Source organism: Devosia lacusdianchii (assembly GCF_022429625.1).
Classification (GTDB): domain Bacteria; phylum Pseudomonadota; class Alphaproteobacteria; order Rhizobiales; family Devosiaceae; genus Devosia; species Devosia lacusdianchii.
On the sequence record NZ_CP092483.1, the window covers coordinates 3,765,291 to 3,787,737 of the forward strand.

Annotated in this window: 25 protein-coding genes; 8 read left to right on the plus strand and 17 right to left on the minus strand. The window is 63.2% G+C overall.

What is annotated here, in order from left to right; genetic code table 11:
* Entirely contained in the window at positions 1-843 is an 843-nt protein-coding gene (locus MF606_RS18520; RefSeq protein WP_240230800.1) for a ComF family protein, read from the minus strand.
* On the opposite strand from MF606_RS18520, the gene MF606_RS18525 reads away from it, so the two are divergent.
* Positions 842-1,675 carry a class I SAM-dependent methyltransferase gene (locus MF606_RS18525; protein WP_240230801.1) on the plus strand — a complete coding sequence of 278 codons (834 nt, stop codon included), beginning with the start codon at positions 842-844 and terminating at the stop codon, positions 1,673-1,675. The genes MF606_RS18520 and MF606_RS18525 overlap by 2 nt on opposite strands.
* On the opposite strand, the gene MF606_RS18530 is transcribed toward MF606_RS18525, so the two are convergent.
* From MF606_RS18530 to fdxA, 4 genes are all read right to left on the minus strand, one after another.
* Positions 1,672-2,580 (minus strand): NADP-dependent oxidoreductase, encoded by a 909-nt coding sequence (locus tag MF606_RS18530; RefSeq protein WP_240230802.1) that lies wholly within the window; start codon positions 2,578-2,580, stop codon positions 1,672-1,674. The genes MF606_RS18525 and MF606_RS18530 overlap by 4 nt on opposite strands.
* Positions 2,581-2,669: 89 nt before the next feature.
* A complete protein-coding gene (locus MF606_RS18535) occupies positions 2,670-3,542 on the minus strand; it encodes a LysR family transcriptional regulator (RefSeq protein WP_240230803.1) in 873 nt (290 codons plus the stop codon).
* A gap of 144 nt (positions 3,543-3,686) precedes the next feature.
* A complete protein-coding gene (locus MF606_RS18540) occupies positions 3,687-4,253 on the minus strand; it encodes a CarD family transcriptional regulator (protein WP_420842223.1) in 567 nt (188 codons plus the stop codon).
* A gap of 502 nt (positions 4,254-4,755) precedes the next feature.
* Positions 4,756-5,094 (minus strand): ferredoxin FdxA, encoded by a 339-nt coding sequence (gene fdxA / locus MF606_RS18545; RefSeq protein ID WP_240230805.1) that lies wholly within the window; start codon positions 5,092-5,094, stop codon positions 4,756-4,758.
* 268 nt (positions 5,095-5,362) lie between these two features.
* Between fdxA and MF606_RS18550 the strand changes: the two genes are divergently transcribed.
* Both MF606_RS18550 and MF606_RS18555 read left to right on the plus strand, forming a co-directional pair.
* The gene (locus MF606_RS18550; protein WP_240230806.1) at positions 5,363-5,764 is read left to right on the plus strand and encodes a hypothetical protein; all 402 of its coding nucleotides are present in this window, start codon (positions 5,363-5,365) and stop codon (positions 5,762-5,764) included.
* Complete coding sequence (locus tag MF606_RS18555; RefSeq protein WP_240230807.1) at positions 5,761-5,958, plus strand: helix-turn-helix transcriptional regulator; 198 nt, start codon at positions 5,761-5,763, stop codon at positions 5,956-5,958. The genes MF606_RS18550 and MF606_RS18555 overlap by 4 nt, the downstream gene beginning before the upstream one ends.
* Positions 5,959-5,960: 2 nt before the next feature.
* Here the strand turns inward: MF606_RS18555 and MF606_RS18560 are convergent, their stop codons facing one another.
* The 3 genes from MF606_RS18560 to MF606_RS18570 form a co-directional block, all read right to left on the minus strand.
* On the minus strand, positions 5,961-6,464 hold the full coding sequence (locus MF606_RS18560) for a GNAT family N-acetyltransferase (RefSeq protein WP_240230808.1): 504 nt from the start codon (positions 6,462-6,464) through the stop codon (positions 5,961-5,963).
* Between the two features lie 138 nt (positions 6,465-6,602).
* The gene (locus tag MF606_RS18565) at positions 6,603-6,992 is read right to left on the minus strand and encodes an RNA-binding S4 domain-containing protein (RefSeq protein WP_240230809.1); all 390 of its coding nucleotides are present in this window, start codon (positions 6,990-6,992) and stop codon (positions 6,603-6,605) included.
* Between the two features lie 21 nt (positions 6,993-7,013).
* Complete coding sequence (locus tag MF606_RS18570) at positions 7,014-10,025, minus strand: helicase-related protein (RefSeq protein ID WP_240230810.1); 3,012 nt, start codon at positions 10,023-10,025, stop codon at positions 7,014-7,016.
* 611 nt (positions 10,026-10,636) lie between these two features.
* On the opposite strand from MF606_RS18570, the gene MF606_RS18575 reads away from it, so the two are divergent.
* The gene (locus tag MF606_RS18575) at positions 10,637-10,840 is read left to right on the plus strand and encodes a hypothetical protein (protein WP_240230811.1); all 204 of its coding nucleotides are present in this window, start codon (positions 10,637-10,639) and stop codon (positions 10,838-10,840) included.
* A gap of 239 nt (positions 10,841-11,079) precedes the next feature.
* On the opposite strand, the gene MF606_RS18580 is transcribed toward MF606_RS18575, so the two are convergent.
* Positions 11,080-11,862: a DUF3108 domain-containing protein gene (locus tag MF606_RS18580; RefSeq protein WP_240230812.1), complete on the minus strand. Its 783-nt coding sequence runs from the start codon at positions 11,860-11,862 to the stop codon at positions 11,080-11,082.
* Between the two features lie 218 nt (positions 11,863-12,080).
* Between MF606_RS18580 and rpmB the strand changes: the two genes are divergently transcribed.
* Together rpmB and MF606_RS18590 are read left to right on the plus strand one after the other, a co-directional pair.
* Complete coding sequence (gene rpmB, locus MF606_RS18585; protein ID WP_240230813.1) at positions 12,081-12,365, plus strand: 50S ribosomal protein L28; 285 nt, start codon at positions 12,081-12,083, stop codon at positions 12,363-12,365.
* 246 nt (positions 12,366-12,611) lie between these two features.
* A complete protein-coding gene (locus MF606_RS18590) occupies positions 12,612-13,298 on the plus strand; it encodes a queuosine precursor transporter (protein ID WP_240230814.1) in 687 nt (228 codons plus the stop codon).
* A 178-nt stretch (positions 13,299-13,476) separates the two neighbouring features.
* Here the strand turns inward: MF606_RS18590 and MF606_RS18595 are convergent, their stop codons facing one another.
* The 5 genes from MF606_RS18595 to MF606_RS18615 all read right to left on the minus strand — a co-directional run bounded on the left by MF606_RS18595 (position 13,477) and on the right by MF606_RS18615 (position 19,099).
* The gene (locus tag MF606_RS18595) at positions 13,477-14,469 is read right to left on the minus strand and encodes an esterase-like activity of phytase family protein (RefSeq protein ID WP_240230815.1); all 993 of its coding nucleotides are present in this window, start codon (positions 14,467-14,469) and stop codon (positions 13,477-13,479) included.
* Positions 14,466-16,352, minus strand: coding sequence for a cobaltochelatase subunit CobT (gene cobT / locus MF606_RS18600; RefSeq protein ID WP_240230816.1), 1,887 nt, complete (start codon positions 16,350-16,352; stop codon positions 14,466-14,468). Before cobT ends, MF606_RS18595 begins: the two co-directional genes overlap by 4 nt.
* 3 nt (positions 16,353-16,355) lie before the next feature.
* Positions 16,356-17,108, minus strand: a complete 753-nt coding sequence (locus tag MF606_RS18605; RefSeq protein ID WP_240230817.1) for a class I SAM-dependent methyltransferase — start codon at positions 17,106-17,108, stop codon at positions 16,356-16,358.
* 155 nt (positions 17,109-17,263) lie between these two features.
* Positions 17,264-18,247 carry a cobaltochelatase subunit CobS gene (gene cobS, locus MF606_RS18610; protein WP_240230818.1) on the minus strand — a complete coding sequence of 328 codons (984 nt, stop codon included), beginning with the start codon at positions 18,245-18,247 and terminating at the stop codon, positions 17,264-17,266.
* A 225-nt stretch (positions 18,248-18,472) separates the two neighbouring features.
* Positions 18,473-19,099 (minus strand): J domain-containing protein, encoded by a 627-nt coding sequence (locus tag MF606_RS18615; RefSeq protein WP_240230819.1) that lies wholly within the window; start codon positions 19,097-19,099, stop codon positions 18,473-18,475.
* A gap of 42 nt (positions 19,100-19,141) precedes the next feature.
* On the opposite strand from MF606_RS18615, the gene MF606_RS18620 reads away from it, so the two are divergent.
* Entirely contained in the window at positions 19,142-19,432 is a 291-nt protein-coding gene (locus MF606_RS18620) for a BolA family protein (RefSeq protein ID WP_240230820.1), read from the plus strand.
* A 2-nt stretch (positions 19,433-19,434) separates the two neighbouring features.
* Positions 19,435-20,190 (plus strand): alpha/beta hydrolase family protein, encoded by a 756-nt coding sequence (locus tag MF606_RS18625; protein ID WP_240230821.1) that lies wholly within the window; start codon positions 19,435-19,437, stop codon positions 20,188-20,190.
* A 14-nt stretch (positions 20,191-20,204) separates the two neighbouring features.
* Here MF606_RS18625 and MF606_RS18630 read toward each other — a convergent pair whose 3' ends face one another.
* Genes MF606_RS18630 through MF606_RS18640 form a run of 3 tightly spaced genes read right to left on the minus strand, consistent with a single transcriptional unit; the run spans position 20,205 to position 22,394 of the window.
* A complete protein-coding gene (locus MF606_RS18630; protein ID WP_240230822.1) occupies positions 20,205-20,663 on the minus strand; it encodes a hypothetical protein in 459 nt (152 codons plus the stop codon).
* Positions 20,664-20,684: 21 nt separating this feature from the next.
* Positions 20,685-21,806, minus strand: a complete 1,122-nt coding sequence (gene aroB, locus MF606_RS18635) for a 3-dehydroquinate synthase (protein ID WP_240230823.1) — start codon at positions 21,804-21,806, stop codon at positions 20,685-20,687.
* A gap of 3 nt (positions 21,807-21,809) precedes the next feature.
* Positions 21,810-22,394 carry a shikimate kinase gene (locus MF606_RS18640; RefSeq protein WP_240230824.1) on the minus strand — a complete coding sequence of 195 codons (585 nt, stop codon included), beginning with the start codon at positions 22,392-22,394 and terminating at the stop codon, positions 21,810-21,812.
* Positions 22,395-22,447: the final 53 nt, after the last annotated feature.

Here is a 22,447-nt window from a genome sequence, read left to right on the forward strand (position 1 = left end):
TTATATGGGCAAGTCCGCGCCGATGACAACGCGAGCGAAGGTCACGACGTCGACAGCCTCGATGCCCGCCTTGAGCAAGGTTCGCGTCACCGCCTTGGTCGTCGCGCCGGTCGTATAGACATCGTCGACCAGAACGACACGGCGGCCCTTGGCCCGTAGCAGGATATCGGGGTGAACGGCGAAGGCGCCCGCGACGTTCCGCTCCCGACCATCGCCGCTCAACCCCACCTGCTGGCGCGTCTGGCGCGTGCGCCGCACCAGATCGGGATCAACAGCCAGGCCGATGAGCCTGCCCAACGCCAGCGCCAGTTCGCCCGATTGATTGTAACGCCGCTCGCGTTGCCGGGCCGGATGCAGCGGCACCGGCACCAGCAGCGGCGCGCCCTCCCACAATTCATGGCCGGCGCCCGCCATCAGTCGCGCGCAAAACCGCGCCAGCTCCGGCCGGTCGCCGTATTTGAGACGCGACACGATGGTCCGCGCCACCTCGTCATAGACGAGCGCCGCCCGGGCCCGCCCGAAGGGTGGCGGATCGGCCAGGGCCTCAGCCGATACCGCGTCCGGCCCGATCGCCACCTCGAATGGCAGGCCAAGCCGTGGACAGAGCGGCGCGGTGATCGGCCGTAGGGCCGCAAAGCAGTTGGGACAGAGGGCATCGGGCGTTGCCGTAGGCACTTCGCATTTGAGGCAGACAGGTGGATAGGCCAGGTCGAGCAGCATGCCACCCAGCCGCCGCGCACCCTTGCCCAGGCGGCGGTGCCATCCATCGCTTTTGACAAGCTCTTCGACGCTCTCCATAAGCGGTGATAGTGACACGTCCCCAAACGGCCGCAAGACCATCATGAGCCAGCCGCCCCGGATTTTCGACACCGCGCTCATCGCCCGCCACCTGGCGCGCCGTTCCGGCGCGGGCGATTTCGTCACCGACCTCGTTCTGGCCGATCTCGAGGACCGCCTGGGCGCACTGATCCGCGAATTTCCCAAGGCGCTGATTATCGGTCCCGACGTCGACAGGCTCCCCGCCGAGGGCCAGACGGCGAGCAACCGCTTCGCCTTCGAGCGTTTGCCGGCCTTTGCCGGCGCCGACGATCTGCCCGACATTGGGGGTCGCGGCTACAATCTCATCGTCTCGCTGCTGCATCTGCAGGCCGTCAACGACGTGCCCGGATATCTGGCGCGCCTGCGGGCCCGGCTGGCCCCCGATGGCCTGCTAATGATCGCCGCGCTCGGCGGCGATACGCTGACCGAATTGCGCGAGGCGTTCCTGTCGGCTGATGCCCTGGTCTTTGGCGGCGCCTCCGCCCGGGTGGCGCCGATGATCCAGGTGCGAGACGCTGGAGCCCTGCTGCAGCGCGCCGGCCTCGCCCTGCCGGTGGCGGATGTCGAAACGCACGTGGTGCGCTATTCAACGCCCTTTGCCCTGATGAGCGAATTGAAGGCGCTGGGCGCATCCAACCCGCTGCTCGACCGGCCGCGGCGACTGGCCAGCCCAGCTTTGCTGGCGGCCGCCGCCAATGCCTATGCCGCGCAAGACAGCGATCCCGACGGTCGCATCAGGGCGACGCTGGAAATCATCTGGCTCTCCGGCTGGGTTCCGCATGAAAGCCAGCAGCAGCCTTTGCGACCGGGCAGCGCCAAGGTCAGCATGAAAGACATGCTGACCAAGAAGGACTAGCCGATCTCGACCACGACCTTGCCCGCGCCATGCCCGGCCTCGACGATCCGGTGGGCCTCGGCGATCTGGTCGAGCGGGAAGACCTGCCGGATATTGGCCTTGACCACGCCGCTCGCCGCCAAGGCCAGCAGGTTTGCCAGCCGCGCACCGTTGCGAGCACCGGTGGGCCATTGCACGCCCAGTTCCTTGTAACGTTCATCGGCAATGGTCGCGATGCGCCCTTTGTCGATACCGAGGGCAATGGAGATGTCGAGGCTCTCGCCGCCGGCGCAATCGAGCACCACTGTCACGCCCTCGGGCGCTGCCGCCTCGATGCGCTGGCGCAGTCCTTCGCCATAGATGATAGGCGTCGCGCCGAGCCCGCGCAGATAGTCCTGATTGGCGGCGCTGCCGGTGGCGACCACCTTGGCCCCGGCCGCGACAGCGAGCTGAATCGCGACCGATCCGACGCCACCAGAGCCGCCATGGACGAGGAACACGTCGCCCTTGGTGACACCAAGCCACTCGACCACCATGTGGCCGGTTTGCCCGGAGCCACCGAGATAGGCGGCCTCGGCGAAGCTGAGCTTTTCCGGCACGACGGCGATGTCCACCATCGGCACCGCCAGAAATTCCGCAGCACTGCCAAAGGTGTGGCGCCCGGCGACCCGATCGCCGACGGCGAAGCCCATCGCATCGGGACCCAGCGCGGCGATGACGCCGGAAAATTCGTTGCCGGTAATGATTGGCAGCTTGACCTCGGCTGTGGTCGGCATCCAGCCAGACCGCACGGCCGTGTCGAACTGCTGCACGGCCGTTACATGGACCCGCACCAGAACCTCGCCCGGCGCGGGGACAGGCGCTGGAACATCAGCGATTTCAAGAACCTCGGGGCCGCCAGTCCGGCGAAAAATTGCTGCGCGCATGATCATCTCCTGTTTGCCAAGGAGATAATTCGCCCTTCGATTGTCTACCAGCACGCTATTATGGATTGACTGTCTAGCCAGATGGACAATTAGCCCTTGAGCGCGGCGACCAGGAAATCGATGAAAACACGCGCTCGGGACGGTAGATGTCCTTGTCGCGGATAGACCACATGCACGGGTGAGCTAGTGGTGCGCCACTCGGTGAGGAACGGCACCAGCGCCCGCCCCACGCTATCCGTGGTGAAGGCGGTAGGCAGCAGGGCCACACCGAGCCCCTTGAGGGCCTGATGCCGGATCGCCGTCATGCGGTTGGCGCGCAGGCGCCCGCGGCTATCAAGCATATGCACCATGCCCGTTGCATGATGCAGCGCCACCTCCGGCTCGCCAGAAAACCCGATCACATCCGCAGCAGGAATATCGCGCGGATGCGAAAACCGATGCCGTTCGAGATAGGCCGGAGCTGCCATCAGCACGCGCGAGACATCGCCGATATGGCGCGCCATGAGGCTGGCGCTATCCTCGAGCGGCCCGATCCGCAGCGCCAGGTCGATATTCTCGGCGAACAGATCCACGCGCCGCTGCCCCAGCACCAGCTCGACCGAGATATTGGGAAAGGCCATGACAAAGTCGGCGATGATGTCGCCAATGCTGCCTTCGCCCATATTGGTGGCACCGGCAATGCGCAGCAGGCCGGAGGGTTCGGCCTGCCCGTCACGCAGCATGGCCTCCGTCGCCGCAAGGTCGGCAAGGCTGCGCTTTGCCGTTTCGAAATAGCGCTGGCCCTCGTCAGTCAGCTGCAACCGCCGGGTCGTTCGCTTGATCAGCGTCACGCCCAACCGGGCCTCAAGCTGCGCAATCCGCAGGCTGACCGTCGATTTGGGCATGCCCAAGCGTTTGCCCGCGGCCGTGAAGCTTCCAGCCTCGGCCACTCTGACGAAAACTTCGGCTGCATCGAGAGACATTCGCCCTACCGCGGCGTTTCGCGTTAACACATCGGACATTCACTGCGATTTGGTGCCAATTGGCTAGCAGGCTGTGCAGCTTGAGCGTACGAAAAAAGGCCGGTGTTGCCACCGGCCCTTTGTAATTCTGCTGAAGCTCTACGCTTATGCGGCTTCTTCGTCGCTTTCGGCGGCATCGGCCTTGGTGCGCTTGGGCGACTTGGCCAGGTTCTTTTCGATCAGTTGCACGGCTTCGGTCAGCGTCAACTTGTTGACGGCGCCGATTTCGCGGCTCATGCGATCCATCGCCTGCTCGAACAGCTGGCGTTCCGAATAGGACTGCTCTGGCTGCTCTTCCGAGCGATAGAGATCGCGCACGACTTCGGAGATGGCGATCAGATCGCCGGAATTGATCTTGGCTTCGTATTCCTGGGCGCGGCGCGACCACATGGTGCGCTTGACGCGGGCACGACCGGTGACGGTGGTCAGCGCCTGGGTGACCATGTCTTCCTCGGCCAGCTTGCGCATGCCGACTGATTTGATCTTAGCGACGGGCACGCGCAGGGTCAGCTTGTCCTGTTCGAAGCTGATGACGAACAACTCAAGGGTCAGGCCGGCGACTTCTTGTTCCTCGATCGAGACGATCACACCGACGCCATGCGCCGGATAGACGACATACTCGCCGGTCTTGAACCCAAGCCGTGTCTGTACCTTCTTGGCTACCATATTCATGGAACTCCTTGTTGACGCCCCAAATGGACAATTCCCGCGGGAAGGATCGTCCATTCCTACTCTCTACTTGCGTCCGAACGGGACGCCGCGCGCAGCAAAAACCCCATGGGCGTCCGGGTCCGCTTTCCCCGGAGCACATGCATCCAACGATGTTGTCAAAAAAATCGTGCCTTAAGGCACGGGCTGGGTGAAGGGCTCAACTGCATATGGTGAGACCATAGCACAAAAATTCAGCAAAATCAAAAACTACGAATCAAGTCGTAAATAGAGCGCCGCCAGACCCGCGCAATGGGGCGAGGATGTGGCTGGGCGCCAGTTTCGTGCGTGTCGGCGGACAACATCAACCGCGCGCAACTTTCCCGCAGCCACGGTCGCTTCCCACGGACTTGATCCGTGGGTCTCTCGCCCGCTCGTGCGGTGTTGAGAGTGGCCCGCGGATCAAGTCCGCGGGAAGCGGCGGAGAATGGGTAAGATCGGCGCTCCAATCCGGAAGCGCTGAACCTCAGTCGCCCTCGCCCGGCGCTTCGGAGAAATACTTCTCGAGCTTGCCGGTTTCCCCGTCCCGTTCCTTGGCTTCGGGTAGCGGATCGCGTCGCTCGGTCAGGTTCGGCCAGATCGAGGCATATTTGGTATTGAGCGCCAGCCATTCATCAAGCCCGCTCTCGGTATCGGGCTTGATGGCTTCGGCCGGGCATTCGGGTTCGCACACGCCACAGTCGATGCACTCGTCCGGATGGATCACCAGCATGTTCTCGCCTTCGTAGAAACAGTCCACCGGACACACTTCCACGCAGTCGGTATATTTGCAGACGATGCAATTGTCGGTGACGATGTAGGTCATCTAGGAGGCGATCCCGAACGAAGGCACGGGCGCGGGAGGGGACGCGGCCCGGCAAGTCTCAACGGGACCGGTGCTAAACCGTTTTCACCGGCGCTGCAAGGGCGGTTCGGGGGACGGTTTGGCGCAGGTTTGAGCCACACGCGAAATGTTTGCCCCAGCCGCGCGCCAGGCCGGTACCGCCATCTAGCCGCCAATCTGTGTCAAGGAAACTTGACAAAAAGCAGTGTCATCTCTATGTAAAGGACGCTTGACATTCCTGGAGGTCGAAATGACCAACGAGACCGCGAACCGCCGCTATCTGGCAACCATCATCCCAGCAAGCCTGGTCTTTGTCGGGGCGAGTTCCGCTATCAAGATGGCCGACGAGTCTGCCATGCTGCCGACATGGGCACTCTACGCGGCAGCCATCCTGCCGGTCGCCGCCATGGTCGGCATGTTCTGGGCCCATTGGCGATATGTGAGCGAGATCGACGAGTTCCTGCGCTCCATCCAGGTCAAAGCAGCGTTCGCCGCACTTGCCCTGGTCATGGTCATCGCCACCGGTTGGGGTTACCTCGAATTCTACGCCGGGGCGGCGGCTCTCTCCATCTACTGGCTGAATCCACTCTACTGGATCGCCTATAGCGTCGCAGTCATGGCGCTCAACCTTCGCTCCGGCGCTGCGTCTTGAAGAACGCGATCCGACAATTGCGCGGCGAGCGCGGCTGGTCCCAGGCCGTGATCGCCGAGAAGCTGGATGTATCGCGGCAATCGATCAACGCCATAGAGACGGGACGTTACGACCCATCCCTGCCCCTGGCATTTCGCATTGCCCGCCTGTTCGGCGTGCCGATCGAAGCGGTCTTCGATGACAGCGAAAACTAGTGTCAGGGGCGTGGGTGGCGAAACACCAGGTCCTCGGGATCCTGCCTGGGGGCCAGGGGATCGTGCACGGCGCCCAGCCGTGTCGCCACACCGAGCGAGCGGCTATTGGCAGGGTCGAAATAGCTGACCAGCGTGGTCAATCCGCGGACGTCAAAGGCCCAGTCGCGCAGCGCCCTTGCCGTCTCGACGGCATAGCCATGCCCCTCATTGCCCTCGTAAAGCAGCCAGCCCAGTTCCTTCTCCGGAAACAGCGGGCCATGATTGATGCCGACCTGCCCGATGCATTCGCCGGTCGACTGCAGCTCGATCATCAGGGCGCCATGTCCGAACAGCTGCCAGCACGCAATGTCGTGGCAGAACAGGCCCCAGGCGCGGAACGTATCGTAAGGACCGCCCATGTACGTGGCCCGAGGTGATGCCATGAGGGCTTCATAGGCAGGGAAGTCGGCAAAGACTGGCGGGCGGAGGATGAGGCGCTCGGTGGTGAGGGTCGGGATGTCAGTCATATATTCTCCTGCGCGGCCAAGCACCGCGCGTCACCCTCGGGCCTGACCCGAGGGCTCTGCACTTATTGGCATGTCGGGAAGTGAACCGCCCTCGGGTCAAGCCCGAGGGTGACGATCAATTTTGTGGAGGCGTCGCCCCTACTCGTCCCCATCCCTTAGCCTGTCCGTATCGCGCCGCTGCTTCTTGGTCGGCCGTCCTGCCCCATCACCACGTGGCGCGATCGCCGCGTCATAGGGGGAGCGCTCTTCCCTGGGCAGAGCCGGCGGCGACAGGTCTTCGTAGAGCCCTTGTGCCTCGCTGGCCGGACCACGCCGCGTGCCGGGGTCGATGATGCGCCACACCACGATCCGGCCATGCAGCGCCATGGTCAGCACGTCGCCGGCACCCACCTTGTGGTCTGAGCGGTCGGTCTTTTCCGAATTGACGCGGATGGCGCCGGTTTCGATGACCTTCTGCGCCAGCGTGCGCGACTTGAGCGCGCGCGAGAAGAACAGGAACTTGTCGAGCCGCTCCTTACGGAGCGGCATGCCGACAGTCCCCGGCAAGGCCTACTCGGCCTTGCGGTCGCGCAGCGCCGCAAGTTTGGCGAAGGGGCTATCCGGATCGAACGCCTTTTCGCGCTTCTCTTCGCGCGGGCGCTCGAACTTAGCCCGCTCGCCCTGTTGATCGGCCGGACGACGATTATCGTTGCGACCCTTACCCTCGAATTTCGGCTTGGGCTGCAAATGCCGCGCCTTGCTGAGGTCCTGCACTTCGCCTTCCGGCCGGCGGGGGGCCGGCGGACGATGGTTGCGTTCCGGCCGCTGGCGAACCTGCTGGGTTTCGCCCTCGGGCCGGCGACGATGTTCGTGCCGCTTGTTATCGGGTCGCTTGCCTGATGGCGACCAGACCTCGTCGAATTCCGGCTCGGCGGGGGCCGCCGGCGCGGTTTCGGCCGTTTCCGGTGCAGCCTCGACTACTGCGGTCGGCGGTACGTCGGTATCGACGGCCGGCGCCGCATCTGCCGTTACCGCTTCGACCGGTGCCTCGGCAGCGGCATCAACCGTCGCCGGATTCTCGGCCAGCACTTCTTCAAGCGCCGGAGCCTCGGCAGTCGCCTCAGCCGCAACTGCGGGGGTGGCAACCTTGGGTGTACGTTTGACGCGATAGCCCAGCGAATTGAGGATCGAGGCGAAATCTTCGCCCGAGCAGCCCAGCAGCGAGGTCATTTCGACCGTGACGCGGAAGCCGTTGCCTTCGGCAGCGCCAGCGGGCAGTTCGCCCTGGTGACGCGTCGGATCGAGCGCGATCAACGGGCGGATGATGTCGGCCAGGCGTTCGAGAATATCGACGCGCACGGCACGCTTGCCAGCCACCTTGAAGCCGGCGATCTCATAAAGGCGTGTATCGACTTCCGGATCGACCACGAACGAGGTGCGGCCCGACAGCACGATGTGCGGAATGTCGGTCACGCCGGGCTGGCGGATGCCGCCATTCTTGAGCGCAAACAGAATCAGCGCCAGCTCACGCGGTGCGGGCTTGAGCGAAAGCGGCAGGTAGATGTGGTAGGCACCAAACTTGATGCCCAGCTTGCGCATCTTGCCGCGCACGTCCTGATCGAGATTCTTGACCTCGTCGGCCACCTGCGAACGCGGGATCAACCCCAGATGCTCGAACAGCTGGAACGCGATGCCGCGCGCCGCGCCTTCGAGATCGGCCGGCGCCTCAAGCGCCATCACCGGCTCGAGAATGGTATTGATATGGTGGCGCAGCCACAGCGCCAAACGGTCCTGCACCCGCTCGAGATCGGTCCCGGTGAGGGTTTCGTCGGCCAGCATCAGGATACGTGGCCGGTAAAGCGCATCGCCCTCGATCAGCTCGGCGACGATATCGCCCTTCCAGCGCAGCCGGCCATCGGTCGCCAGCACGAATTCTTCGTTCGGCGCCCCCGCCAGACGATCGGCGCGATTGTGGATTTCGGGCGCCACAACCTGATCGGCAGCCGCGCGCAGGCCCTTGGTATCGGCGTCGCCGTCAGTGCGCGCCAAGGTGAAGCGGAAGCCTTCGAGCGTGCCGATCAGATGGCCTTCCAGCCGCACTTCGCCACGTTCATTGATCTCGGGAGATGCCATACGTTTGTCTTTCAGGTGACGAAGCAGCACGCTGGTGCGCCGGTCGACGAATCGCTGGGTTAGGCGCTCGTGCAGCGCATCGCTCAGCCGATCTTCAATATCCCGGGTCTTTTCGCGCCAATGTGAAGGGTCTGCAAGCCAGTTTTTGCGGTTGGCGACGAAGGTCCATGTCCGGATTTGCTTGATCCGATTGCTCAAGGTGTCGATATCGCCGCTCATATTGTCGCAAAAGCGCACCTGCTCGGCAATCCAATCCGCGTTGACCTTGCCGCGCTTGACTAAGTCCGAGTAAATGCGCGTGACAATTTCCCCATGATTGGCCGGGGAAATCCCTTGATAATCAGGGATTTGGCAACATTCCCACAGGAGCCGCGCCCCATCGAGTCCGCGCGCGAGTTGACCTGCCTCGTTGCGGGAAACGAACTCCAGGGCATGCTGATCCTTGGCCACCGGCACCCTTGTGAGACTGCGATGCTCGGGGGCCATGTCGAGGCTGTTCTGCAACGCTGCAATGGATGAGAAATCCAGCTGATTGTTGCGCCATTGCAGCACTTTGACCGGGTCGAAGTCGTGCGTTTCGAGCGCAACGACCATTTCCTCGTCGAATCCCTCGGTGCCGCCGGTGACGCCAAAGGTGCCATTTCGGGCATGCCGGCCGGCCCGGCCGGCGATCTGGCCGATCTCGGCCGGCGTCAGCGGGCGGCTGGTATGACCATCAAATTTGGTGTCGTCGGCGAAGGCCACGTGATGGATATCGAGGTTAAGCCCCATGCCGATAGCGTCGGTGGCAACGAGAAAATCGACATCGCCATTCTGGTAGAGCTCGACCTGGGCATTGCGGGTACGCGGGCTCAGTGCCCCCATCACCACGGCCGCCCCACCGCGCTCGCGCCGGATCAGCTCGGCAATGGCATAAACTTGGCGAGCCGAGAAGGCGACGATGGCTGATCGAGCCGGCTGGCGCGAAATCTTCTTCGAGCCTGCATAGGTCAGTTGGCTGAACCTTGGCCGGTCTACGATATCGGCATGCGGCAGCAATCGCTTGATCACCGGCGCCATGGTCGCTGCGCCGAGCAGCAGGGTTTCCTGCGTGCCGCGGGCGTGCAGGATGCGGTCCGTGAACACATGGCCGCGGTCGAAATCGATCGCCGTCTGGATTTCGTCGATCGCCACGCAATCGACGCGGATATCCATCGGCATGGCCTCGACCGTGCACACCCAGAAGCGCGGCTTGGCCGGAACGATGCGCTCTTCCCCGGTCACGAGAGCGACCGCGCCTTCGCCCACGCGCTCGACGCATCGCTGATAGACCTCGCGCGCCAAAAGCCGGAGCGGTAGGCCGATCATCCCTGTGGGATGGGCCAGCATGCGCTCGATGGCAAAATAAGTCTTGCCGGTATTGGTCGGGCCAAGAATCGCCTTGACCGATTGGGCGGGCGGAAAAGTCATCGTGGGCAATGTAGGATGTCGAAACGCCGGTTGCGAGGGCACAGCGATCTTGTCCCAAGAAAGGACAGCCTATGCGACGGTTTTGTCACCATGGTTAATGCTTGGAACAGGTCAGGAACGAAACGGAACCGAATCGATGAGACTCACTGAGTCCGGATTCGTTCCCGGCTAGGGGTGGTAGGCTGGCGCCGTCCCAACCACTAATGTCAGTCGTGGGCCAGCGCCAGCGGCGCCTAAAGCGCAAAATCTCTTCAACTTCCCTGCCAAAGAGTGAATTTCGTCTAGAATCGGCCATTCGTCACCCAATCGTAAATCCTTGTTTCGCAAAGATTTTTGTCAGCTTGACGACCTGTGACCCGCTTTTCCGGCCTCGGCGATGGCCAAATTGAGGAAGTGCCCTGTTGACCGTCCCATCGCGGCACAGGCGCTCCGCGACGCCTCGGGGGAGTGCCACGGCGACGACGAGCACCCCTCCGGAGTGAACGATGCCTTGCGCGTTACTGACCAACCGCCAGCGAGCGCGTCCCGATCTGGCACAGATTTGGACGCCGCCAAGGCGCCCGCTTCACACCTGATCCAAAACCGGAACGAACACGGGTCGAATCGTGCGAATGACGCCAATGCGCCTTTGTTCACCACGACATCTGGTGCCGCCGATCCCGCGCATGCACAAGCGGCGCAGCCATGCTTCGATACAGGCGCAGATCGGGCCCAAAGCCGTTCAATTCGATTACCAAGCCGTTAAAATCGCCGGAATTGCGCCGAATCTGAACGGAACATTCCGCGAGAAATCTGCCGCTCGAAACCTGCGTTAACGCCAAAGCCCAACCCGCCCGGCGCTTCGACATCCAAAATTGTCAAAAAACCCGTTGACCGTCCCAACGTGAGACAGAGAAACCGGGGCATCCTGGCGCGCGCCCGATCCAGTGAACAAACGCAGACGTTCCCTCGGGCTTGACCCGAGGGCCACTCCCAATGCGGCACAAGCGGCGAAAGGCCCCTATCAAGTTCGAGGGAACGCCGTGGATGAAGCGAACACTGCGCTGAATGTGAACTAGAAGCTCATCCCGGTCAGGACCATGGAGAGGTCCCCCATATTGGTCCCGAGTAGCACGCGATAGGGGATGAAGTATCCGGTTTCACCCAGCGGCGCGTACCAGATGACGATGCGGTCGCTGTCGGCCAGGTAATTGGTGATGTCGGAGGTGGTGAAGTGGCCCGAGACGGGGTCATAGTCCACCGTGCACAACACCACCGGCCCTTGATAGCCGGTGCGCGGCGAGGTCGCCTCGTCGTCGCCGGCATAGCTCATGGCGATATTGAAGCGTTCGACCCCGGTAAAGATATTGACCCGGCGTTGGCAGAGGCTCTTGTCGAGCCCGCTGCCCTTGAGCACGAAGGCGGAGAGGAAGTCGCTCACGCCGGTCAGGTGCGAGCGCTCCAACGGCACCCGGTCGTAATTGTCCATGATCGGCGGCTCGACCTTGAAGGCCGACACGTCGCGGCCGGCGAAGGACACATCGACCGAAAAGGTCTCGCCCTTGGCACGCGTTTCGAGATTGAACGCCTGCGACACGAGGCTGTTGCCCGACGAACTGCCTTCCGAGCTGGCCTTGGCCGTGCCGCTGGCCACCACCGCGCCGAGGCCGGCGACATTGGCGTTGAGGTCAAGACTATACTGGCTGCCATTGTCCTTGAGATCGACGGTCATCGCCGCAATATTGATGCCGCCCAGCGTCAGAATGTAGCTTGCCTGGGCATCAGCCTCGGCAGCGGCGGCAGGGAGGCTCAGCGACAAAGCCAGCACGGCAGACAGGGCAAGGCGGGATTGGGTCAAGGGCTCGGGTCTCGGCGAAAGGCAGCAGCGAATCAGCTCATTGGCACGAAAGTGCCTGCCCGATATGGCCCATGCAAGGCGCTCGCGCCCGTTTGACGGTCGCCTTACCTTGACGTACCCGCCCGTTTTCTCTAAAGACGCGCCAGATTTCACAACAATCGAGGCCCGTCGCGGACTTCTCCGCCACGCAGGACCTTTACACAAATAGGATATCGAAAATGGCACGTCGCTGTGAACTGACTGGCAAGGGCGTAATGGTTGGCAACAACGTTTCGCACGCTCTCAACCGTACCCGCCGCCGCTTCCTCCCCAACCTGCTCAACGTGACGCTGCTGTCGGACGCGCTCAACCGCCCCGTCAAGCTCCGTATCTCGGCTGCGGCGCTCCGCACCGTCGAGCACCGCGGTGGCCTCGATGCCTTCCTGCTCAAGCAGAGCGACGCCGACCTGTCGCCGCTAGCCCAGGGCATCAAGAAGGAAGTTCGCGCCGCTCTCGCTGCCTAAGCGATCGGACGATCCAACGAATTGACCGCGTGGGGTTATGCGCTCCACGCGGTTTTGTTTTGCCCCACTCTCAATCGTCACCCTCGGGCTTGACCCGAGGGCATTACACTTTCTGTACATCCGGCAAAGTGAAGAGCCCTCGGGGTAAGCCCGAGGGTGACGATTGAGAGTGGGGCAACTTCCTGCTCTAACTGAATAACGGCGCACCGGTCTTTTGCCGGCCGCGCTCAACAGAGGTGCATTCTGATGCTAGCTCGTTTCCTGGCGGCTGTTGCCGCTATGGTCGTGGTCGTTGCCGCGTCCAATATTCTGGTGCTCTACCCGCTGCAGGCGCAACTGGGCTCGGTCAATCTGGCCGATCTCCTGACCTGGGGCGCTTTCACTTTCCCCTTCGCCTTTCTCATCACCGACCTGACCAATCGCTATGACGGCGCCCGTAACGCCCGGCTGGTGGTGCTGGTGGGTTTCCTCGTTGGCCTCGGCGTCTCGTTCTACCTGAGCTACAACCCCCTGCCCTGGAATGCCGGCGGTAACCCGGCGACAACGCAGCGCATCGCGCTGGCCTCGGCCACGGCATTTCTCACCGGACAATTGCTCGATATCGCCGTGTTCTCGCGCCTGCGCGCCAGCAAGGCCTGGTTCCTGCCCCCGCTGCTCGGTTCGCTGTTCGGCTCGATGATCGATACGGCTATCTTCTTCTCGGTGGCATTTGCGCCGGCGCTGGTCGGTATCGACACCCTGTTCGGTCTGCCGGATGGTTCGCTCGGCTTCCCGGCGCCATGGTTGGGCGTGGGCCCCGAGGTTCCGCTCTGGACCTCGCTGGCAACCGGCGATTTCCTCGTGAAGTTCCTCGCCGCCCTGCTGCTGCTGGCGCCGTATCGCGCGCTGATGGGCAAGTTGAAGCCATTGCCGCCGCTGGGTGTGGTGGCCTGAGATCGGACTGCGGTCCGAGCGCGATCTATCCCCACCCACAATCGCTTCCCGCGGACTTGATCCGCGGGTCACTCTCAACACGGCACAAGTGACGAGAGGCCCCCGGATCAAGTCCGGGGGAAGCGCCGATGGGTGGGAGGCGACGGACCGTCCTTCTACCTCCGGGGAGCGGGCGCCCCTACTCAGGCAGCGCAAACTCCAGCAGCAGGCTACGCTGCCAGTCGTTGAAATTGTTGTCTGAGCCGATGAGGATGCGCACCTCGCCATCGGGCGCGGTGTGCACAGCCAGCGATTCCATATTATCGATGGTGCCGCCACTGGCCTCGAGCAGGGTCTCTCCCACCATGAGATTGCCCGGCCGCACCTCGGCCGCCGGCACGCGGCGCAGCGCCATGGTGAAGGTCAGCATGGACACACCGCGCTCCAGCACCAGCAGGTCGCCATTGGGCAGGAAGGCGCAATCGGTGGGGTTGACCACCGGGCTTTGCCGATAGGCGATCGGCCCCTTGTCGGTCTGGCCCAGCAGCTCGCCACGGTGATTGCCGTTCTCGTCCATCGCCTCTTCGGTCAGCAGCAGGGTGGAGCCGGCGATCGGCGAGGCTGGTGGGGCGATGCAGACCGATTCCAGCGATTCATTGGTCCTGAGGTCGGTGAGCCAATCGGGAATGCTCACCTCGCGCGCCGCGCCGCCGGGGATGCCATCGGTCAGGGCAAAATCGGCCACCCGGGTCAGGTGCTCGAAGGCCACGCGCACTGCAACTGGCGCACCGTCGCGATAGACCGTATCGACGCTTTCGGCATCCTTGGCATATTGCCGGGGCAAGGGCTGACCCTTGGAATTCTGCATCGGCTCGATGGTGACGCCGATAAAACCGAACAGGCGCCCGGCATCGTCATAGGCCAGCCGCCCGGAAACGAAATTGCCGCGATCGGAGACGAAAACGACGCGCTGCTCGGGACCGCTGATCGCGAGCCCAGACAATCCGCCTACCGTATCGTCCTGGCTGACCAGCGCGATGCCACCGCGAAAGATCAGGCGATCCACCGTCTCGTCCAGTCCGCTTTCCTTGAAGCGGGTGATCGGCGCCGCGCTAACGCTGACCTCGACCGCCTGCACGACACCTGTGCTGGCGAGCAAGGCCACACCAAGCGCGGCGAGGACGGGTTTCATCCGCGTCCGCGCCGGCGCGACTGGGCCGGCATTTCCTCGTCGAACAAGGCTGCCAGTTCGTCCGTCAGCGCTCCCGCCAACTCTTCGGCATCGAGCAGGGTCACCGCACGACGGTAGTACCGGGTCACGTCGTGACCGATACCGACCGCCACCAGCTGGATCGGTGAGCGGGTTTCGATGTCCTCGATCACCTGCCGCAGATGCGCTTCAAGATAGTTGCCGGCATTGACCGACTGCGTCGAGTCGTCGACCGGCGCACCATCGGAAATCACCATCAGGATGCGGCGGGCTTCCGGGCGCGCCATCAAGCGCTTCCGCGCCCATTCGAGCGCCTCGCCGTCGATATTCTCCTTGAGCAGGCCTTCGCGCATCATCAGGCCGAGATTGCGCCGCGCATGGCGCCACGGCTCGTCGGCGGCCTTGTAGATGATGTGGCGCACATCGTTGACGCGACCGGGATTGGCCGGGCGACCGGCTTCGAGCCACGCCTCACGCGACTTGCCGCCCTTCCAGGCCCGGGTGGTGAAGCCCAGGATCTCGACCTTCACGCCGCACCGCTCCAGCGTGCGGGCAAGGATGTCGCCGCAGATTGCCGCGATGGTGATCGGGCGACCGCGCATCGAGCCGGAATTGTCGATCAAGAGCGTCACGATGGTGTCGCGGAAATCGGTGTCGTTCTCGACCTTGAAGGACAAAGCCTGCATCGGGTCGGTCACCACACGGGTGAGGCGCGCCGTATCGAGCAGACCCTCTTCAAGGTCGAACTGCCAGGAGCGGTTCTGTTTGGCCATCAAGCGGCGCTGCAGCTTGTTGGCCAACCGCGCCACGGCGCCGGCCAGGTTTTCAAGCTGCTTGTCCAGGAGGCTGCGCAACTGGTCGAGCTCGTCAGGCGGGCAAAGCTCGGCCGCCTTGACGATTTCGTCGAATTTGGTGGTGAACACCTTGTACTGGAACTGGTTGGAAAGCTGGTTGCCGCCATCCTTGGCGGGCGGCGGCATGGGCGCGTCTTCGCCGGCCTCGGCCGACGCGTCCTCGTCGGTATCGGCCATGTCCGATTCCATGCCCTCGACGTCGCCGGTCTCTTCGCTTTCGCCGGCCTGTTCGTCGTCCTGGCTGTCCTGGCTGTCGTTCTCGCCTTCGCCCTGCTCGGGGGACTTGTCGGAGCTATCGCCCTGCTCGGGGTCCTGATCCTCATTTTCCTCGCTGTCCGAGGAGGGATCATCCAGCTCGCTTTCAGGCACGAGATTGAGGTCGCGCAGCAGCGCCTTGGCGGCCTTGGAAAACTCTTCCTGGTCCTCGTAGCGCGTCAGCAGCGCGTCGAGCGACTTGCCGCCCTTGTCCTCGATTTCCTTGCGCCAGAGGTCGACCAGCGCATGGCCCGAAGGCGGTATCGGCACGCCGGCAAGCTTTTCACGGAGCAGCAGGCCCAGCGCCTCGGCAATCGGCGCATCGCCTTTGTCGTCGACCTCGGCAAAATTTGCGCGGAACAGCCGGTCTTCCAGCATCTCGCCGATATTGCCCACCATGCCGGGCATGCGTACGCAACCCAAAGCTTCGACACGCGCCTGCTCCAGTGCATCGAAGGCAGCGCGGGCAATGGGGTCCATCGGCGAGCGCTTGCGATGACCGTCGGGATCGTGGCTGGCGAGCCGCATGGCCATGGCATCGCCCTGCCCACGGGCAATGGCGATATCGCGGCGCGTCGGCAGGCGCGGCAGATTGGCCAGGCGCGCCTTGTCCGAGGTCAGCAAGGGACGATCGGAGGTGAAGGTCACCTCGAGGTCGGCCTTGGCGCCGATGGCGCGCACCGTCGCACCCATGGCGGATTTGAACACCTGGGTCTGGTCGGGCTTGTTGGCTTTGCTGCGCGGTGGAGTGGCCATGACTTAAGTCCGGTTGGGCAGAGACGAGGTGACACTCGTCGCAAACAGAAGAAACATCGGCTGATAGCGCTCTTTTTCCCATTCGGGATGGTCAGCGATATCGGCATCCGTGGCCGACCACTCGTCGACATGGTCAAGCTGGAGACCAACGTCTTGCAGGGCATTGATCGTGGTCGAGATCAGCCGGTGGTATTTGACCACGCCATCGGCAATCCAATTGGTCAGCCGCTTACCTTCGCGCAGGTAATCGTTGACGGCACCGACCATGTAGCCTTCGGCATCGGTCATGAATTCCGGATTGGCCCGGGCCGCGAAGACCGGGTGCTCCATCGAGAAGACGAAGTGGCCGCCCGGCCTGAGGGCACGCCGCACCCTGGCGCAGAAACTGTCGAAATCTGCGACGTAGTGTACGGCCAGCGAGCTGAACACCAGGTCGTATTCCCCGCTACCGAAATCGGCCGTTTCAAGGTCGGCGCGTTCGAAGCGAACCGGCATGCCGGCGCAGTTCTGCCGGGCCACGGCCAGCATGTTTTCGGAGAGATCGAGGCCCACCACTTCGGCAGCACCGTTTTCGACGGCCCATTGCGCAAAATAGCCGAAGCCGCAGCCCAGATCGAGCACGCGCTTGCCGGTCAAATCCGGCAGCATGCTCCTGAGCGACGGCCATTCGGCAGCCGCAGCCAGCCCGTCGCGCGAGCGCGGAAACTGGCTGTAGCCTTCGAAAAACTTGGCGTCGTCGTAGATATTCTGGGCCATCTGCTTCCCCGACCACCCCTCACCCCGGCCCTCTCCCCAGAGGGGCGAGGGGGCGCTTCAGAGCATTGGCTGGCCACCGCGTTCCCTTCGCCTCTCTGGGAGAAGGTGGCCCGCAGGGCCGGATGAGGGGCCTTCCGGAAGTCCGAAAGGCGTTGTTACGCTGTGACGGCGAGGTTTGCCGAGCTTTCCGGCAGGTCTTCACCGAACACGCGCTGGTAGAACTCCGCCACTACGGGGCGCTCGAGTTCGTCGCACTTGTTGAGGAAGGTCAGCCGGAAGGCAAAGCCGATATCGCCGCCGAAAATCTGGGCGTTCTCGGCCCAGGTGATCACCGAGCGCGGGCTCATCACGGTCGACAGGTCGCCATTGATGAAGGCCGAGCGGGTCAGGTCCGCCAGGCGCACCATGTTGGAGACGACCTTCTTGCCCTTCTCGGTCTCGCCGTAAGCCTTATTCTTGGCCAGAACGATGCCGACTTCCTTGTCATGCGGCAGGTAGTTGAGCGTGGTGACCAGGCTCCAGCGGTCCATCTGACCCTGGTTGATCTGCTGGGTGCCGTGATAGAGGCCCGACGTGTCGCCCAAACCAATGGTATTGGTGGTCGAGAACAGGCGGAAGGCCGGATGGGGCACGATCACGCGGTTCTGGTCGAGCAGGGTCAGACGGCCCGCCACTTCGAGCACACGCTGGATCACGAACATCACGTCCGGACGGCCGGCGTCGTATTCGTCGAACACCAGCGCGACATTGTTCTGCACCGCCCACGGCAGGATGCCGTCACGGAATTCGGTGACCTGCTTGCCGTCCTTGAGCACGATCGCGTCCTTGCCGACGAGATCGATACGGCTGACATGGCTGTCGAGATTGACGCGCACCAGCGGCCAGTTCAGCCGCGCCGCGACCTGCTCGATATGCGTCGACTTACCGGTACCGTGATAGCCCTGCACCATGACGCGTCGGTTGAACGCGAAACCGGCCAGAATCGCCAGCGTGGTGTTGCGGTCGAACAGGTAATCCGGATCGATGGGCGGGACGTGGCTATTGGCTTCTTTGTAGCCCTTGACCACCATGTCGGTATCGATGCCGAACAGCTCCCGTGCCGAGAATTCGGTATCGGGCAGATTGGTGTACTCAGTCATGGCAAAGCTCTTGGCGGGAAAAATCGAGGCAGGACAGGCGTGAAAGTCGCGGGCTCTATAGCAGCATTGTGACGGAGGCGGTAGGCGTCTGGACGACAGAATGCATGCGCCATACTCATCCACCAGCGTTCCCTCGGGCTTGACCCGAGGGCCATTCTCAACGCCGCACAAGTGCTGAGCGGCCCTCGGGTCAAGCCCGAGGGAACGGCCCGGAGGGGCCGGAAGTCATTTCGCCACGAACCCAGTCTTCTTCAAGTGCGAATAAGCCGCGATAATGGTCCGCAACCGCTCTTCGCTGGCCTTGTCACCGCCATTGGCGTCCGGGTGGTGGATCTTGACCAGGGTCTTGTAGGCACGCTTGATCTCGTCGGACTTCGCATGCCCGATAATGCCGAGCGTTTCGAGCGCCCGGCGATCCTGCTCATGCAGCGGCTTGACCCGTTCCGAGGCCGGCTTCTGCGATTGGCGATGGCGGTAACGGGCGAACACACCGAACGGGTCGCCGAACCGGTCGCCGGGACGCAAAGCCTCGCGGGCCGCCTTGGCACCGCGCATATTGGGGTTGCCGGTGGCAAAACTCGAGCGCGATTCTGCCTTGGGCGGCGTATGCAGCGCGTCCTCCAGCTCGTCCTTGTCCATGCCGGCAAAGAAGTTGAACGCGGTGTTATAGTGGCGCACGTGTTCGAGGCAGAAATGATGATACTGCCCTTCGCTGCGATGCCCCTTGGGCGCACGGTACTCCCCAGCCAGCTCGCAGCCCTCCCAATCGCACACATGCTCAGCCGACGCGGGCTTTTCTTCCCGACGCGGCCTGATGCGGATGGTATCGAAGAGCTTGGATTGCAGTTTCATTGCGCCTAGTTACGTGCCTGGACCAGTTAGAAAGCCCGCAGCATGAGTGCCAAAGACACCATCACCGCCAAGCTCACCGATAAATTCGCCCCCGCTTTCCTCGATGTGATCGACGAATCGATGCTCCATCATGGCCATGCCGGCTGGCGGGAGGGTGGTGAAACCCATTTTCGTGTCAGAATCGCGACCCGCCATTTTGACGGGATGAGCCGCGTGGCGCAACACCGCGCCGTCATGGACGTGCTCGACGCCGAACTCAAGGACCGGGTGCATGCCCTGGCCATCGAGGTCTTGCCACCTGACGGACCGTATCCGTTATCAGATCGGGTGTAGCCATGTCACTGCGGATCATTCGTCGCCTGCTGCCCGATTGGGGCACCACTTATGGTCCGCCCGGTGACGGCCCGTTTCCCGCGCTCCTGCTGTTACACGGCTCCGAAGGTGGCCCTTCTGGCTGGATGCATCGGATCGCCATGCTGTTCGCCGCCCATGGCTATCTGGCCTATCCGCATACCTATTCGATCGGCGGCAATTCGTGGAATGCCGGGTCGATCATAGATGTGCCGCTGGACCGAACCGTTCAAGCCCTCGACGCGCTGCGCGCCTTCCCCTTCTCCGGCCCGAGGCTCGGCCTCTATGGTGTTTCTCGCGGCGCCGAGCATGCGCTGCTGGTTTCGACACTGATGGCGCAGAACGGACTGGCGCCGGTGGATGCCATTGCCGTCCACAGCCCGCCCGATGTGATTTGCCAGGGCTTCAACAGCGCCACCTGGCGCGACAAGGGCGATCCCGGCTGGCAGTCGCCCGACCCCGGCAAGCGCGCCTGGACCTGGCAGGGCTCGTCGGACGCTCTGCTCCCAACAACCCCGATCGCAGTCGAGACCATCCCTGCTCCGATCTTCATCAGCCACGGCACCGCCGATCGCGTCTGGTCGGTCGAGATGACCCGCCGTCTCGAGCAACGCCTGCGCGCGGCGGGCAAGGCACCGCAGGTGCATTATTTCGACGGGCAGGACCACATGCTCAACAGCGCCAGCGAGAACGACTTGCATGAGAAGCTGCTGGCGTTTTTTGAACGTACACTGGCCTAGTTCTCCCTGTCGGATCACGTCTTACGACTAGCGTCCTCATAAATGGCCAAGGCTATATCATAGTTGATAAGGGTCTTGCCGGAGTGAGGCGACACCGCAACGAACTGCGCGATCTCTGCCGGGCTGAAGCTCCAGCTTGCTGGCAGACCAAGCTTTCGCTTCACCGCACCATCGGCAGAGTTACAGTCGCCGCAGATGATCGTATCCGGGAAGCGGACCTTGCGTTCTGTGTGGCAGTGATGCCGGGTAATGGAAATGGTCCAACCCATGCCATACTCATCGCCGAAACGCTCGCGCCAGGATGGCCCTCTGATTTCAGACCACCTGATCAGCTGTTGCGCCGTGCGCCCGCAACCAGGGCACCGCCAATTGCTGGCCACGGCCTTCAAGTAAAGGGCTTTGCAGTGCATTCCGCCAAAGGCGGCAATCTCCTGCGCCGAGGGCAGCTTACTCCACTTGGCTGTCTTCGCCACGCTTCCCGCCTCTGCCCTGGATTATTGAGCGACGGCCCGCATCTCATCCAGAAACGCCGAGACCGCCTGCGGATCCACGTTCTTCTCGATGAACGCCTTGCCGATGCCCCGTGTCAGGATGAAGGTCAGCGCGCCGCGCGTCACTTTCTTGTCCTGCGCAATCGCCGCCATCAGGACCTCGGTCGAGCCGAGATTGCCGGAAATATCGGCCAACGCCGTCGGCAGACCCGATTTCTGCAAATGCGCGATGATCCGCCCGGTATCCTGGCTCGGCGCGATGCCCAGTTTTGCCGAGAACCCATGCGCCAGCGCCATGCCGATGGCGACGCCTTCGCCATGCAGCAGGCGGTCGGAATAGCCGGTGTCCTTTTCCAGCGCATGCCCGAAGGTATGTCCCAGATTAAGCAGCGCCCGAACACCGAGCTCCTTTTCGTCCTCGATGACGACGCGTGCCTTGTGGGCACAGCAGCGGGCGATGGCTTCGCCGCGGGCCGGACCGCCGGCAAAGATTTCGGCCTGATTGGCTTCGAGCCAGAAGAAGAAATCCTCGTCGTCGATCAACCCGTATTTGACCACCTCGGCATAGCCGGAAGCAAATTGCCGCGGCGCGAGCGTATCGAGCGTCGAGAGGTCCGCCAGCACCAGCTTGGGCTGGTGGAAGGCCCCGATCAGGTTCTTGCCGTGAGGTGAATTGATGCCGGTCTTGCCGCCAACCGAGCTATCGACCTGCGCCAGAAGCGAAGTCGGCATCTGCACGAAATCCATGCCCCGCCGGGCAATGGACGCGGCAAAGCCGGCGAGGTCGCCGATGACGCCGCCACCCAGCGCGATGACCAGGTCGCCGCGCTCCAGCCGCGCCGCCAGAATACCCTCCACCGCCTGACCGAGATAGGCCCAGGACTTGGTGCTTTCGCCCGCCGGCAGCACGATCTCGGTATGTCCAAGCCCGGCCGCATCCAGCGACCGCAACAGCCGCGGCAACTGCGCCTCGGCCACCGTGGCATCGGTGATGATGCCAAAGCGTCGCCCGGGAAATCGCTCGGCCAGGATGGCGCCCGCTTCGTCCAACAGCCGGTCGCCGATCAGGATGTCATAGGCGCGCTCGCCCAGCGCAACATGAACCATGTGGGCAATATCGGCCATCGATCAATCCTGGCGTTTGAGAAAGGCGAGCACGGCGTCGACGATGTCGCCGGCCACCACATCCTGCGGCACATCGCGCGACAACACCGTCACATCGGCTTCGGCATAGATGGGGTAGCGATCCTCGATCAGCTTCTCGAGCGTGGCGCGCGGATTGGCGGTCTTGAGCAGCGGCCGGTTCGAGCGGCGCGACACCCGTTCGAACAGGATATCCGCCTCGGCCTTGAGCCACACGGTCAGCGCTTCCGCCTTCATCAGCGCGCGCGTATCGGGATTGACGAAGGCCCCTCCGCCGGTGGCCAGCACCACGCCATGGTCCTTGAGCACGCGCGCGATAACCCGGGTCTCGCCGGCGCGGAATTCGGGTTCGCCGCGTTGCTCGAAAATCTCGGGGATCGTCATCTGCGCCGCCTTCTCGATCTCCTCGTCACTGTCGAGAAACTGGCGATTGAGCCGAGCGGCGAGGCGGCGGCCCACCGTGGTCTTGCCGGCGCCCATCATGCCCACGAGGACCAGTGGCTTGCCGGCCAGGCGCTCTACGAGGTGCTCGGCGCGGGCCTGCCGCGATGCCGCGTCGGGTCGGTTCAAGACTGGGCTCCCTGATCTTGCCGCTATCAACCCGCACCGGCCCGCCCTGTCAA